Source organism: Streptomyces sp. cmx-4-9, assembly GCF_046548835.1.
Taxonomy (GTDB): Bacteria; Actinomycetota; Actinomycetes; order Streptomycetales; family Streptomycetaceae; genus Streptomyces.
Map to the genome: position 1 here is coordinate 209,530 of NZ_JAEBEE010000008.1, position 13,899 is coordinate 223,428.

12 protein-coding genes are annotated in these 13,899 nt (G+C 74.5%); 5 read left to right on the top strand and 7 right to left on the bottom strand.

Annotated features, from left to right (window positions below):
• Window positions 1-36: 36 nt before the first annotated feature.
• The 3 genes from ACLJTM_RS25140 to ACLJTM_RS25150 form a co-directional block, all read right to left on the bottom strand.
• Window positions 37-441 carry a DUF3040 domain-containing protein gene (locus ACLJTM_RS25140; protein ID WP_411105979.1) on the bottom strand — a complete coding sequence of 135 codons (405 nt, stop codon included), beginning with the start codon at window positions 439-441 and terminating at the stop codon, window positions 37-39.
• Window positions 442-717: 276 nt separating this feature from the next.
• Entirely contained in the window at window positions 718-1,476 is a 759-nt protein-coding gene (locus ACLJTM_RS25145) for a methyltransferase domain-containing protein (protein ID WP_411105980.1), read from the bottom strand.
• Window positions 1,477-1,570: 94 nt separating this feature from the next.
• Window positions 1,571-2,089: an SAV_6107 family HEPN domain-containing protein gene (locus ACLJTM_RS25150; RefSeq protein WP_411105981.1), complete on the bottom strand. Its 519-nt coding sequence runs from the start codon at window positions 2,087-2,089 to the stop codon at window positions 1,571-1,573.
• Window positions 2,090-2,289: 200 nt separating this feature from the next.
• Between ACLJTM_RS25150 and ACLJTM_RS25155 the strand changes: the two genes are divergently transcribed.
• The 3 genes from ACLJTM_RS25155 to ACLJTM_RS25165 are packed head-to-tail and all read left to right on the top strand — an operon-like array spanning window position 2,290 to window position 5,961.
• Complete coding sequence (locus tag ACLJTM_RS25155) at window positions 2,290-3,246, top strand: ATP-binding cassette domain-containing protein (protein WP_411105982.1); 957 nt, start codon at window positions 2,290-2,292, stop codon at window positions 3,244-3,246.
• Entirely contained in the window at window positions 3,218-5,305 is a 2,088-nt protein-coding gene (locus tag ACLJTM_RS25160) for a YhgE/Pip family protein (RefSeq protein ID WP_411105983.1), read from the top strand. The genes ACLJTM_RS25155 and ACLJTM_RS25160 overlap by 29 nt, the downstream gene beginning before the upstream one ends.
• A gap of 29 nt (window positions 5,306-5,334) precedes the next feature.
• Window positions 5,335-5,961 carry a TetR/AcrR family transcriptional regulator gene (locus ACLJTM_RS25165; protein ID WP_411105984.1) on the top strand — a complete coding sequence of 209 codons (627 nt, stop codon included), beginning with the start codon at window positions 5,335-5,337 and terminating at the stop codon, window positions 5,959-5,961.
• A gap of 365 nt (window positions 5,962-6,326) precedes the next feature.
• Here ACLJTM_RS25165 and ACLJTM_RS25170 read toward each other — a convergent pair whose 3' ends face one another.
• The 4 genes from ACLJTM_RS25170 to ACLJTM_RS25185 form a co-directional block, all read right to left on the bottom strand.
• Complete coding sequence (locus ACLJTM_RS25170) at window positions 6,327-8,744, bottom strand: transglutaminaseTgpA domain-containing protein (RefSeq protein ID WP_411105985.1); 2,418 nt, start codon at window positions 8,742-8,744, stop codon at window positions 6,327-6,329.
• Window positions 8,741-10,132, bottom strand: a complete 1,392-nt coding sequence (locus ACLJTM_RS25175) for a DUF58 domain-containing protein (protein ID WP_411105986.1) — start codon at window positions 10,130-10,132, stop codon at window positions 8,741-8,743. Before ACLJTM_RS25175 ends, ACLJTM_RS25170 begins: the two co-directional genes overlap by 4 nt.
• The gene (locus ACLJTM_RS25180) at window positions 10,132-11,142 is read right to left on the bottom strand and encodes an AAA family ATPase (RefSeq protein ID WP_411105987.1); all 1,011 of its coding nucleotides are present in this window, start codon (window positions 11,140-11,142) and stop codon (window positions 10,132-10,134) included. The genes ACLJTM_RS25175 and ACLJTM_RS25180 overlap by 1 nt, the downstream gene beginning before the upstream one ends.
• A gap of 136 nt (window positions 11,143-11,278) precedes the next feature.
• Window positions 11,279-11,830, bottom strand: coding sequence for a beta-class carbonic anhydrase (locus ACLJTM_RS25185; protein WP_411105988.1), 552 nt, complete (start codon window positions 11,828-11,830; stop codon window positions 11,279-11,281).
• Between the two features lie 463 nt (window positions 11,831-12,293).
• Between ACLJTM_RS25185 and rsmH the strand changes: the two genes are divergently transcribed.
• Together rsmH and ACLJTM_RS25195 are read left to right on the top strand one after the other, a co-directional pair.
• Complete coding sequence (rsmH, locus tag ACLJTM_RS25190; protein WP_411106253.1) at window positions 12,294-13,223, top strand: 16S rRNA (cytosine(1402)-N(4))-methyltransferase RsmH; 930 nt, start codon at window positions 12,294-12,296, stop codon at window positions 13,221-13,223.
• A complete protein-coding gene (locus ACLJTM_RS25195) occupies window positions 13,220-13,873 on the top strand; it encodes a hypothetical protein (RefSeq protein WP_411105989.1) in 654 nt (217 codons plus the stop codon). The genes rsmH and ACLJTM_RS25195 overlap by 4 nt, the downstream gene beginning before the upstream one ends.
• Window positions 13,874-13,899: the final 26 nt, after the last annotated feature.

Sequence of the window (13,899 nt, forward strand, 5' to 3'; positions counted from 1 at the left end):
GGCGGCCGTCCCCTCGGTCAGGTCTGGAAGGGGGGCTCACTGCCCCTGTTCGTCACGGCGGCGCTGCCACCGATCCTCGATGCGGGTCATCATCGACCGACGCTGCCGGCCTCGGCCAGGGGCCGGACCGTCTGCACTACTGCCGGAGACGGGCTGCTCGCCAGGCTTGGGTGCCTTGCGCCAACCGGTGACCACGAGGACCGTACAGCCCAGCATGACGAGGAATCCCACCACGCTGACCCAGAGTACGTTCGGAATGATCACGCCGGTCATGAGGAGCGCGATACCCACCACAATGCCTGCGACTGCCTGGTAGACCCGTCGCCGGGTATACGTACGCAGTCCGCTTCCCTCAAGCGCTGTCGCGAACTTGGGATCTTCGGCGTACAGCGCTCGCTCCATCTGCTCGAGCATGCGCTGCTCGTGCTCCGAGAGCGGCACGGGAGTCCTCCTCATCCGTCGGTCGCGGGGGTGGCGACCAGGGGTCCCCTTCAGGATAGGCGGGGAATCGCCCCCGTGACACCCGCCCTCTACGCCACGTTCCAAAAAGACACAGCCCACAAACCGTACCGCCGCGGGGGCGGCCGCTGAGGCGGTTATTCCCCAGTGGTCCGTCCGCCATGCCGGTCACTGCCCACGATCATACGGGGCGCAGCGCCGGTTCGGAGGGTCTGCGGCCCACCGCGTCCACGGAAGGACGCAGACCAACGGCGCAGATCAGGACTGCTTCTCGCCCAGGACGTGCAGTTGCGTGGCGACCGCATGGAAGGCGGGCAGCTCGGCGGCGGCCTCCTCCAGACGCAGCAGCGCCTCGACCGCGCCCGGCTCGGTGTCCACCAGGACCCCGGGGACGAGGTCGGCGAAGACCCGGATCCCGTGCACCGCGCCGACCTCCAGGCCCGCGCCGCCGACCAGCTCGGCGAGCTGCTCGGCGGTGAACCGCCGGGGCACCGGGTCGCCGGAGCCCCAGCGGCCGGCCGGGTCGGCGAGGGCGGTGCGCGCCTCGGTGAAGTGCCCGGCCAGTGCGCGGGCGAGCACCGCGCCGCCGAGGCCGGCGGCGAGCAGGCTGAGGGTGCCGCCCGCGCGCAGCGCCGCCTTCGCGTTGGCCACGCCCTCCGCCGGGTCGTCCACGTACTCCAGCACGCCGTGGCAGAGCACCACGTCGTACGCGTCGCGCTCGACCACGTCCAGCAGCCCCTGGGCGTCGCCCTGGACGCCGCGGACCAGGTCCGCGACCCCGGCCTCGGCCACCCGGCGCTCCAGCCCGAAGAGTGCGTTGGGGCTGGGGTCGACGACCGTGACCCGGTGGCCCAGCCGGGCCACCGGCACGGCGAACTTTCCGGTGCCGCCGCCGGTGTCGAGCACGTCCAGCACGTCCCGCCCGGTCGCCTTCACCCGGCGGTCGAGGGCCTCCTTGAGGACCTCCCACACCACGGCGGTGCGAAGGGAGGCGCGGGGGCGGGAAGTGTCCGACACGGCTGTTGGCTCCTCGGCGCGGTGGGAAGAGAGGGGGTTGAGCGGCGCGTGCCCGACCCGTGCCCCACCTTATGGCCTTCCGCTGCCGGGCAGCTCATCGTGCGTCCGGACGCTCCGGCGGCGGCTGCGGCAGGGGCTGGGACGGGATCTGCGGCGGGCCTGCGGGCCCGTCCTGCGGGGGCGGCGGCAGGGCCAGCATGCGCTCCACCAGGCGCACGAACATCGCCACGGCCCGCACGAGGTCGTCCGCGTCCCGCCCGCTCGCCGCGTCGGCTATACCGGCCTCGGCCCGGGCCCGGCGCTCGGCGCCGGAGGCGAACAGCGCGCTCCACTCGGCGAGCTCCGGCGCCATCTCCGGCAGCAGCTCCCAGGCGCTGCGGATCCGGGGCCTGCGCCGCCCGGAGGCCGGCTCCGGCCGTCCGCGGGCGGCGAGCACCGCCGCGGCCGCCCGCAGGGCGGCCAGGTGGGCCGTGGCGTACCGCTCGCCGGGCCGGGTCAGCGCGGCGGCCTCGGCCAGTCCGGAGCGTGCCTTGGCGAGCAGGTCGAGGGCGGCCGGGGGAGCGGCGGACCTCCGCAGGACGGGATGGACAGGGGACGGAGACGGTGTGGCCATGACGAACCTCCTGTCGTTGCGTTGCCTTCGGTGCGGGCTGTTCCTCGCGTTGCACCCATCGTGACGGGCCCCACTGACAATGGCGCTGAGCTGCGGGTTCTTCGCTGACGACCGGACAACTACCCCCTGATGCACGCCGGATGCGCCCAAGGGTGCTAGTTTTTGAACTGACCGGTCAGTTCAAAAAGAAGGGGGACGGTGTGGACAGCCCGCACGGCGCGGCCGTCAAGGCCGTGGACTTCGGACTCAAGGGCCCCCGCGGCTGGGCCTTCCGGGGCGTCGGCATCGAGGCGGCGCCCGGCTCGCTCATCGCGGTCGAGGGTCCTTCCGGAAGCGGCCGTACCTGCCTGCTCCTTGCCCTCACCGGACGGATGAAACCCACCGAGGGCCACGCCGAGATCGGCGGCCACCGGCTGCCGAAGCGCATGGCCGCGGTCCGCCGGATCGCCGCCCTCGGCCCGGTCCCCGGGGTGAACGACCTCGACCAGGCCCTCACCGTCGCCGAACAGCTGCGCGAGGGCGCCTTGCTGCACCGGCGCTACGACGCCCCGGTCCGCGCCCTGCTGCGCCCGCGCGCCGAACGCCGCGCCGCGGCCGCGGCCCGGATCGACGAGGCCCTGGCCGCAGCGGGACTGGACCTCGCCGCGCTGCCCAAGGGCGGCCGCACCTCCGTACGGGACCTGGAACGGCTGGAGTACGTACGGCTGTCGGTGGCCATCGCCCTGCTGGGCGCGCCGCGGCTGCTGGCCCTGGACGACCTCGACCTCAAGCTCTCGGACGGCGAACGCGAGGCTGCCTGGGACCTGTTGCGCTCGATCGCGGCGAGCGGCACCACCGTGCTCTTCGTCTGCAGCGAGGCCCCCGACGACGCGACCGTCCTGCGCACGGTCGCACCCGCGACCGGCGCCGACGGCCCGGACGCGAAGCCGGACGAGGCGCCGGACGCGAAGCCGGACGCGGCGCCCGACGCGGACGGGGCGCCGGGCGGAACCGGACCCGCGGCGGACGCCGGCGTGGCCGCGGCCGCCGGCGGACCCGGTGCACACGACGGCGCTGAAGACGACGCGGAACACGACGCGGAAGACGGCGCGGAAGACCACGCGGAAGACGACACGAAGGGGGCGGACGATGCGCTCGCCGAAACTGGCCGCGCTTGAGCTGAAGCGGTTCGGGCGGGGGAAGCTGCCCCGGGCCGCCCTCGTCGCGCTGCTCCTCCTGCCGCTGCTGTACGGAGCCCTGTACCTGTGGTCCTTCTGGGACCCCTACAGCCGCCTCGACAAGGTGCCGGTGGCCCTGGTCAACTCCGACCGCGGCACCACCGTGGACGGCAAGGCCCTCGACGCGGGCGGGGAGATCACCCGGAAGCTCCACGAGAGCAAGACCTTCGACTGGCACGAGGTCAGCGCCGAGGAGGCGGCGAAGGGGCTGGAGGACGGCACCTACTACCTGTCGCTCACCATGCCCGCCGACTTCAGCGAGAAGATCGCCTCCAGCTCCGGCGAGGACCCCGCCACCGGCGCCCTCCAGGTCCGCACGAACGACGCCAACAACTACATCGTCGGGTCGATCTCGCGGACCGTCTTCGCCGAGGTCCGCTCGGCGGCGTCCACCAACGCCTCCCGCGGCTTCCTCGACAAGATCTTCGTCTCCTTCTCCGACCTGCACGACAAGACCGCCGAGGCCGCCGACGGCGCCGACAAGCTCAAGGACGGCGCGGACAAGGCCCAGCGGGGCGCCAAGGACCTCGCCGACGGCCTCGACACGGCCAAGGAGAAGACCGGCGAGCTGAACGGCGGCCTGAAGAAGCTGAACACCGCCAGCGGCCAGCTGAAGACCGGCTCCCAAGGCGTGGCCGACGGCACCCAGAAGCTCGCCGACAAGGTCAACGACGCCTCCGCCAAGGCCCGCCCCTTCGTCAAGGACCCCAAGAACCTCGCGGACACCGCCGAACTGGTCGCCGACACCGCCCAGGTGGTCCGCAACCACCTCGACACATTCGCCGAGAAGGCCCCGGCCGCCGCGTCCGCCGCCAAGCGCGCCGCCTCCGGGAGCGACGCCTACTACACCCGCCACTGCGTCACCCCCGGCGCGGAGCCGCACCTGGCCTCCTGCCCCGACCTGAAGAAGATCAAGGACGACACGGCCGAGGCCGCCGAGCTCACCGGCGACGTCAGCACCCTGGTGCGGAACGCGAACGGCGACGTCGGCAAGCTCCGCACCCAGCTGACCGACCTGGAGAACAAGGCCCGCGAACTCGTCGTCAAGGCACCTGCCCTGGCCGGCGATCTCGACGCCGCCGTCTCCCAGGTCAACGCCCTCAACGAGGGGGCCCACAAGGTCGCTTCCGGCATGGCCCGGCTGCACACCGGCCTCGGCACCGCCACCAACGGCTCCGGCGCCCTCGACGAGGGCGTCGGCAAGCTCGGCGACGGGGCGCACAGCCTCGACGGCGGGATGTACAAGCTCGTCGACGGCAACCGCGACCTCGCCGACGGCCTGCACGACGGCGCCGGCAAGATCCCCGACTACGACCAGCAGCAGCGCGACGCCCGGACCGAGGTCATGGCCGACCCCGTCCGCCTCGCCAACCAGTCCCTCCACAAGGCGCCCAACTACGGCACCGGCTTCGCCCCCTACTTCATCCCGCTCTCGCTGTGGGTCGGCGCGATGGTCGCCTACATGCTGATCGCCCCCATGAACCGGCGCGCCCTGTCCGCAGGCGCCTCGCCCTGGCGCATCGCCCTCGCGGGCTGGCTGCCCGTGGCCGCCCTCGGCGCCGTCCAGGTGGGCCTGCTGATGTCCGTACTGCACTGGGGCCTCGGCCTGGAGATGGCCCGCCCGGCCCTCACCCTCGCCTTCCTGATGCTGGTCACGGGCTGCTTCGCGGCGATCGTCCAATGGCTCAACGCCAAGTTCGGCGCGGCCGGCCGGATCCTCGTCCTCGCCTTCCTGATGCTCCAGCTGACCTCGGCCGGCGGCACCTACCCCGTGCAGACCAGCCCCGGCTTCTTCAACGCGGTCCACCCCTTCCTGCCGATGTCGTACGTCGTCGAGAGCCTGCGACGGCTCATCACCGGCGGCGACCTGGCGCCCGTCTGGCAGGGCTGCGCAGTCCTGGCGGCCTTCACCGCCGGGGCGCTCGCGCTCTCCGCCCTCGCCGCCCGCGGCAAGCAGGTATGGACCATGGACCGGCTGCACCCGGAACTGAGCCTGTAGGAAGCGGTCGACCTGTGAGAATCAGCGCCATGGACAGCAGCAGCACCGGTACCGGCGGCGCCCGCCGGCAGGCGACCCGCCAGAAACTCTACGAAGCGGCCGTGACGCTCATCGCCGAGAAGGGGTTCTCCGCGACCACGGTCGAGGAGATCGCCGAACGGGCGGGCGTGGCCAAGGGCACCGTCTACTACAACTTCGCGAGCAAGAACGACCTCTTCGAGGAGCTGCTGCGGCACGGGGTGGGCCTGCTGACGGCCTCGCTGCGCACCGCGGCGGAGGAGACCGAGGCCCGCGGCGGCAGCCGCGTCGAGGCGCTCGACGCGATGATCCGCGCGGGACTCGTCTTCATCGACCGCTACCCGGCCTTCACCCAGCTCTACGTCGCGGAGCTGTGGCGGACCAACCGGACCTGGCAGTCCACGCTGATGGTGGTCCGCCGGGAGGCGGTGGCCGTCGTGGAGACGGTGCTGCGCGAGGGCGTGGAACGCGGTGAACTGAGCGCCGAGATCGACGTGCCGCTGACCGCGGCGGCCATGGTCGGCATGGTGCTGGTGGCCGCCCTGGACTGGCAGTCCTTCCAGAGCGAGCGGTCCCTGGACGACGTGCACTCGGCGCTGTCCCTGCTGCTGCGCGGCCGGGTCAGCGGCAACCGCTGACCCGGCCCGCCCGACCCGGCCCGCTCCCGCCGACCCGTACCCCGGTCGGCGGTGCCGCGCGGCCCCGCCGGCCCGTACAACTGGTGGGGCCGCCGGACGACTGAGTACCCGTACCCAGACGCACAGATGAGTACGGGCGCGGATGGGCGCCCCCGCACGGGGACGACAGACTGGGGGCAACGGGCAGGAGGCCCGGTCCGCACCGCCGGCACGGGGCTGCGGAGCGGACCGGGAACCTCCGTCCGGAACCGGGAGGGGGAGACGCCACAACCCGGTGACGCGGTACAGCGGTGGGGCGGGGCTCGGGGGGATCGAGCCTCGCCCCACCGGTGCGTCCGGGCCCGGACCGGCCCCGGCCGGCCGGGTCAGCCGCGGCCGCGCAGCGGGAGCCGCCCCCGTACGGAGGCCAGCCGGGCCGAGAGCGCCGAGGCCGCGCCCGACCAGCGGGCGGTCGCCGCCCAGGAGAGGCGCGCCGCCGACCGCGGCAGCAGCAGCGCGCGCAGCCGGGTGCGGCGGCCCACCCCGGCCAGCAGGCCGGCCCGGGCGGTGCGGACGTCCTCGGCCAGCTCCGGGTAGGCGGCCCCGGTGCCCGCCGGGGCGTACAGCGCGCGTTCCAGTGCGGCCGTGATCCGGTGGACGGCCGCGGCCGCCCCGCCCTCCAGACGGCCCCGCTCCACCATGCGGGCCGCGGCCCGGCGCGGGGACAGCGCCTCGTCCGGGACGGTGCCCACGTCCCAGGCCGCGTCACCCAGCTCCAGCCAGGCCGCTGCCACCCCGCCCGACGCCAGCCTGCGGTTGCGCAGCCGGGTGCGCCACAGCAGCGGCAGGAACGGCAGGCCGAGGAGCGCCAGCACCGCCGCGGTCCAGCCGAGGACGGCCACCGGGGAGGCGCCGCCGCCCCCGGACGCGGAGTCCTGGGCCGCGGCCGCGCCGCCGCACTCGCCGAGCTTCCTCTGGTCCGGCGGGCAGTCCTCGGCCTGCGAGGGCCCGGCCGACGGCTGGGCGGCGCCCGGCGTGGGCAGCGTCGAGGGGGCCGACGGCTGCGCCACCGGTGTCTGCGGCCGGGCATAGTCCGGCACCGAGATGCCGGACCGCGGCGTCGGCTCGAAGCGGGTCCAGCCCACGCCCTCGAAGTAGAGCTCCGGCCAGGCGTGCGCGTCGCGCATCGACACGTTGACCGTGCCGTCGGTCTGCTTCTCGCCCGGGGTGAAGCCCACGGCCACCCGCGCCGGGATGCCGAGCGCCCGGGACATCGCCGCCATCGAGAAGGCGAAGTGGACGCAGAAGCCCTCCTTGTCCTCAAGGAACCGGGCGACCGCGTCGGGACCCGTTCCCGAGGCCGTCTTCGTGTTGTAGCGGAACCCGCCGCTCACGGCGAAGTAGTCCTGGAGCTTCACGGCCCGCGTGTAGTCGTCCCGGGCGCCCTGCGTCACCTTGCGGGCGGTGTCGGCGACGACCGGCGGCAGGTTGTCCGGCAGCTTCGTGTACTCCGCCCGCACCCCCTCGTCGGCGGGCAGGGCGTTCTGGAGCTGCGCGGCCGTGGGCCGGAGCAGCAGGCTCCGCACCCGGTACTGGGCGCCCTGGACGTTCTGGAACCGGTCCTTGCCCAGCTGGTCCCCGACCAGGGTCCGGCCGGCCGGCTCGAAGCGCCAGTTCCCGCCGATCTCCACGGCCGTCGCCGGGTATGGCATGGGCAGGTAGCGCTGGCTGTAGCCGTCGGAGGCCGACACGTTGGTCGACACCTCCACGGCCGTCCCGCGGACCTGCGCGTCCAGGCCGGGCGGATTCGGCAGCTGCTTGGGCACATCGGCCAGGGCCCGCCCGGAGGCCTCCCACTTGACCCCGTTGAACTCGTCCAGCGCCAGGATCCGCAGGTACTGGTCGCCCTGCTGCGGACTGTCCGTCCGGTAGCGGAGCACCACCCGGTTGTCCTGCGCGTTCAGGTTGCTCTGCAGGGAGACCAGCGGGTTGACCGCGGAGATCGTCCCCCCGACCCCGCTGCCGCCGCCCTCGCCGTCGCCCTGCGCGCCCAGCATCCCGCCGCCGAGCGCGGGCAGCGCCGCCGGCACCGCCAGCGCCACCCCCAGCGCCACGACACCGATCCGCCGTCCGGTCCGCACCGGGGCCGTGGCGTGCCCGCCCGTGGAGGCCAGGCCCGAGGCCACCGGGCCGCGTTCGCGGGAGCCGGCGCCGAAGACCCGGCCCCACTGCGCCAGCCGGTCCCGGCCCTCGGCCAGCAGCAGCATCAGGTAGCCGCAGCCCGCCAGCAGGAAGGAGACCCACGAGGCCTCCCCGCCGCCCGACAGGCCCGCGGCCACCGAGTACAGCGCGAGCAGCGGCAGTCCGGCCGCGGCCGCCGTCCGCACGGTCACCGCCAGCACGTCCACCAGCAGCCCGATCAGCAGCACCCCGGACACCAGCAGCAGCCGGATGCCGTCCGTCAGCGGGGCCGGGATGGCGTACTCGCCCACGTCCTGGACGCCCTGCCGGAACAGCGCCCCCAGGTCGGTCACGAGGTACGCCAGCGGGCCGGTCCCGGAGGAGCCGGCCTTCCCGCCGAAGAGGAACGCGAGCAGCAGCAGCGACACCAGCAGTTGGGCCGCCACCGTCAGGAACCGCGCCAGCGGCACCCGCCGGGCCCCCGCCCCCACCGCGCTCTGCACGGCCAGCAGCAGGGCCGCCTGCAGCAGCCAGCCCGCCTCCTCCACCAGCGGGACCAGCGACCAGGCGGTCAACAGGGTCGCCAGCGCCGCGAACAGGGTCAGTCTCGCGCGCCCGCTCATCGCCGTCCTCCGGAAGTGCCCGTGCCGAGCGGGGCGGTCCCGGCCTGTCTCCACAGCTCTCCGAAGCCGGCCCCGGGCGGGACGGCCAGCGCCGTCCAGCCCGCGTCGCGCAGCCTGCGCAGCCGCTCGTCGACCGACGGCAGGGTGTGCGCCCGCGCGGGCTGCCCGGCCCAGGCCGCGGAGTCCAGTACGAAGGCCACCGCGCCCGCGGCCCGCTGGCGCAGCTTGGCCGCCAGCTCGGTCTGCACCTCGTCCAGGTCGCCGAGGAAGGCGATGAGGAGCCCGTCGCCGCCGGTCGCCCCGAACCCGCCGCCGCCACCGGCGCGCACCGCGTCGTAGGCCCGGGAGAGCCCGGCCCCGTCGGAGTGGCCGACGACCGCCAGGGTGTCCAGCATCAGTGCGGCCGCCGGGGCGGAGTCCTGGCCGCCGGAAGTGCCGTAGCCGTCGCCGCCGCCGGGCACCGAGTCCCCGGTGTCCGTCAGCAGCCGCGTCGCGAAGCCCTGCTCCAGCAGGTGCACCAGGGTGGAGGCGGCCGCCGAGACGGCCCATTCGAAGGCGGAGTCGGGCCCGGCGCCCTCGAAGGCGAGCCGCCGGGTGTCGAGCAGGACGGTCGCGCGGCTGCGCTGCGGCTGCTCCTCGCGGCGCACCATCAGCTCGCCGTAGCGGGCGGTGGAGCGCCAGTGCACCCGGCGCAGGTCGTCACCGCGCCGGTAGCCGCGCGGGATCACGTCGTCGTCGCCTGCCAGGGCCAGTGAGCGGCGGCTGCCGTCGCCGTAGCCGGAGGACTCGCCCGTGAGGCGGACCGCGGGCAGGGGCTCCGTGCGGGGTATCACGGTGAGGGTGTCGTGGGCGCTGAACGAGCGGGTGAGCTCCACCAGCCCGAACGGGTCGGTCAGCCGGAGCTGGAGCGGGCCCAGCCGGTAGCGGCCGCGCAGGTCGGAGCGGACCCGGTAGGACACCTCGCGGCGGCCGCCGGGCTCGACCCGGTCCAGGACGAAGCGGGGCCGCGGCCCCAGCACGTAGGGCACCCGGTCCTGCAGCATCAGCAGTCCCGTGGGCAGCCGCGAGACGTTGTCCATCCGCAGCTGCACCCGGGCCTCCGAGCCCGCAGGGACCCGGCCCGGGGCCAGCCGGCGGCTGCCGGAGACCCGGTAGCGGGTGCGGTGCAGGGCGTACACGCAGATCAGCGGCAGTGCGGCGAGCAGCAGGCCGACCCGCAGCAGCTCGCCCTGCCCGAGGACGTACGCGCACCCGGCGGCGGCGATCCCGGCGGCCAGGAAGGAGCGGCCGCGGGTGGTGAGGCCGGACAGCGAGGACCGCAGGCCGTCGGAGGCCCGGCCGCGGTCCACCGGGCCGCCGGCGTCGCCGCCCGGGGCACCGGCGCCCATCAGAAGCCCCGGATGCCCGCGCCGGGCGGCATCTCGCCGCGGACGTGCGCGGCCGGGACGGGGGTGCGCTGGAGGATGTCGTGGACGACCTGCTCGGCACTGCGCCGGTTCAGCTGCGCCTGCGCGGTGGGCAGCAGCCGGTGCGCGAGGACGGGGCCGGCCAGGGTCTGGACGTCGTCGGGCAGCACGTAGTCCCGGCCGGAGAGCGCGGCGGAGGCCTTCACGGCGCGCAGCAGGTGCAGGGTGGCGCGCGGCGAGGCGCCCAGGCGCAGGTCCGGGTGGCTGCGGGTGGCGGAGACCAGGTCGACGAGGTAGCGCCGGACCGGCTCGGCGACGTACACCTCGCGGACGGCCTCGATGAGCTTGACGATGTCGTGGGCGTGCGCGACGGCCGCCAGGTCCTCCAGGGGGGAGGTCCCGCCGTGCACGTCGAGCATCTGCAGCTCGGCCTCGGGCCCCGGGTAGCCGACGGAGACGCGCGCCATGAAGCGGTCGCGCTGGGCCTCGGGCAGCGGGTAGGTGCCCTCCATCTCCACCGGGTTCTGGGTGGCGACGACCATGAAGGGGGTGGGGAGCGCGTAGGTGGTGCCGTCGATGGTGACCTGGCCCTCCTCCATCGACTCCAGCAGCGCGGACTGGGTCTTGGGCGAGGCGCGGTTGATCTCGTCGCCGATGACGATCTGGGCGAAGATCGCGCCCGGCTTGAACTCGAACTCGCGGCGCTGCTGGTCGTAGATGCTCACGCCGGTGATGTCGGAGGGCAGCAGGTCGGGGGTGAACTGGATGCGCTGCACCGAGCAGTCGATGGACTTGGCGAGGGCCTTGGCCAGCATGGTCTTGCCGACGCCGGGCACGTCCTCGATCAGCAGGTGCCCCTCGGCCAGCAGCACGGTCAGCGCGAGGCGTACGACCTCGGGCTTGCCCTCGATGACGCTCTCGACCGAGTGGCGCACCCGCTCCGCCGTGCTGGTCAGATCCGCGAGGCTCGCTCGGTCGTCGTACGTGGTCACCTGGTTCTCCTCGGTCCTGGCTCAGGGCCGACGCCCTTGGCGCATGAACCGGCCCACCCCGAAACACGGGCACGCCCCCGGGGTTCCCGGGGGGATGCCACCCCGCATTGTTGACGGCTTTGCGGCCTGGTGTCACTCAGGAGCCGGGATCGATCTCCCGCAGCAGCCCGGTGTGCACGTCGAAGACGAAGCCTCGCACATCGTCCTTGTGCGGCAGGAAGGGGTTCGTGCGGACCCGCTGCATGGACTGGCGGACGTCCTGGTCCACGTCGCGGAAGGCCTCGACGGCCCAGGCGGGGCGCTGGCCGACCTCGTCCTCCAGCTCGTGCCGGAAGTCCTCGGTCAGCCGCTCCAGGCCGCAGCCGGTGTGGTGGATGAGTATCACCGCGCGCGTGCCCAGGGCGCGCTGGCTGATGGTGAGGGAGCGGATGGTGTCGTCGGTGACCACGCCGCCCGCGTTGCGGATGGTGTGGCAGTCGCCGAGTTCGAGGCCGAGGGCGGCGTGCAGGTCGAGCCGGGCGTCCATACAGGCCACCACGGCCACCTGCAGTACGGGACGGGCGTCCATTCCCGGGTCGTTGAACCGGGACGCGTACGACCGGTTCGCCTCGACCAGACGGTCGGTGACGGAGCGGCCGCCGGGTGCCTCGGATGCGGACGCGGCGGGCAGGGATGCGGAAGTCGACATGGGTACGACGGTAGTGGTCACAGCTGGTGAAGGCCTCGCGTGAAGATGGACAAAGAACATCAACGAGGCGGGTTGTGAGCTAACCCACAGGGGTGGCCGGGGGCACCCGTCCGGGTGATTCGGGGCGGTCGCCGGTTCACGGCGAGCGTCCCGCACGGCGCGCGGGGCGGTTCGTTGACCGCGGCGACCGTTGCACTAAAGTGACGCGAACCGGCCGGAGCCCGGCCCTGACCGGCCGCCCGGCCCCCGATGAACACTCCGCGTGCGCGGCGCGTACGTACGGCCCGGCCGTCCTCCGCCCACCGGCCGGCCGGCGCCGTCTCCCGGCGCCGGCGGACCGGCCCCCCTCACGGGGCGCCTCCCGGCGCCAGCCGGGGAGGGCGGGGGACCCGGCGGTGCGTACGCCTGCCGCGCCGTTATCTGAGAGGGCGCTTTGACTAGCGAGTCCCGACACGTCCCGGTGATGCTCCAGCGGTGCCTGGACCTGTTGGCCCCGGCGCTGGAGAGGCCCGGGGCCGTCGTCGTCGACTGCACCCTCGGCCTCGGCGGCCACAGCGAGGCCCTGCTGACCCGGTTCCCCGAGGCGCGCCTGATCGGCCTCGACCGCGACAAGGAGGCCCTGCGGCTCTCCGGCGAACGGCTCGCCCCCTTCGGGGACCGGGCCACCCTGGTCCACGCGATCTACGCCGACCTCGCCGAGGTCCTCGACGGACTCGGCATCCCGGCCGTCCAGGGCATCCTCTTCGACCTCGGCGTCTCCTCGATGCAACTGGACGAGGCCGACCGCGGCTTCGCCTACGCGCAGGACGCCCCGCTGGACATGCGGATGGACCAGACGACGGGCATCAGCGCGGCCGAGGTGCTCAACACCTACGCGCCGGGCGAGCTCGTGCGGATCCTGCGCCAGTACGGCGAGGAGAAGCAGGCCAAGCGGATCGTGTCGGCCGTGGTCCGGGAGCGTGACAAGGAGCCCTTCACCGACAGCGCCCGGCTCGTCGAGCTGATCCGCGACTCCCTGCCGCAGGCGGCCAAGCGGACCGGCGGCAATCCGGCCAAGCGGACCTTCCAGGCCCTGCGCATCGAGGTCAACGGAGAGCTGTCCGGGCTGGAGCGGGCGATCCCGGCGGCGGTGGACCGGATCGCCGTCGGCGGCCGCATCGCCGTGCTCTCCTACCACTCGCTGGAGGACCGGCTCGTCAAGCAGGTCTTCGCGGCGGGCGCGACCTCCACGGCGCCGCCCGGGCTGCCGGTGGTCCCCGAGAAGTACCAGCCCAAGCTGAAGCTGCTGACGCGCGGCGCGGAGCTGCCCACGGAGGAGGAGATCGCCGAGAACCGGCGGGCCGCCCCGGCCCGGTTCCGCGGGGTCGAACGCATCCGGGCGGCCCACCTGTGAGCGCCGCGGGCGGGTCCGGGAGGGCGGGGAAGGTCGCCACGCTGACGCGCGGCCAGGCCGCCCGCCTCGGCCGGGCGCTCGGCAGCGGCCGTCCGGCCCGCCCCGGCGGACCCGCGGGCGCCGGCCCGGCCGGCCAGGCGGCCCGGATGCCGTTCGTCCTGCTGGTCGTGGCCCTGCTCGGCGGCGGGCTGATCAGCCTGCTGCTGCTCAACTCGGCGCTCAACGAGGGGTCCTTCCAGCTGAGCCGGCTGAAGAAGGAGACCACCGCCCTCACCGACGAGGAACAGGCCCTGCAGCGCGACGTGGACGCCCACTCGGCGCCGGACGCGCTCCAGCGGCGCGCCGTCGAGCTGGGCCTGGTCCCGGGCGGCAGCCCCGTCTTCCTCGGCCCGGACGGCAAGGTCAGCGGCGCCGTCTCGGTGGCCGAGCCCCCGCCGGCGCCCTCCCCGCCGCCGTCCGCCCCGGCGGCGGCCCCCTCCGCCCCGGCGGGCTCCGCTCCCGCGCCGGCGGCGGCCCCGTCCGCCCCGGCGGCCTCCGCTCCCTCCCCGGCGGGCTCGGCCCCCGCCTCCGCACCGGCGCCGGGTCGGTCGCCGGCCGGCCAGGCCGCCCCGCAGCCGCAGCAGCAGCCCAACCAGCCACCCGGAAGGTGACGTCGTGACGCGGATGCCCGCGGGGC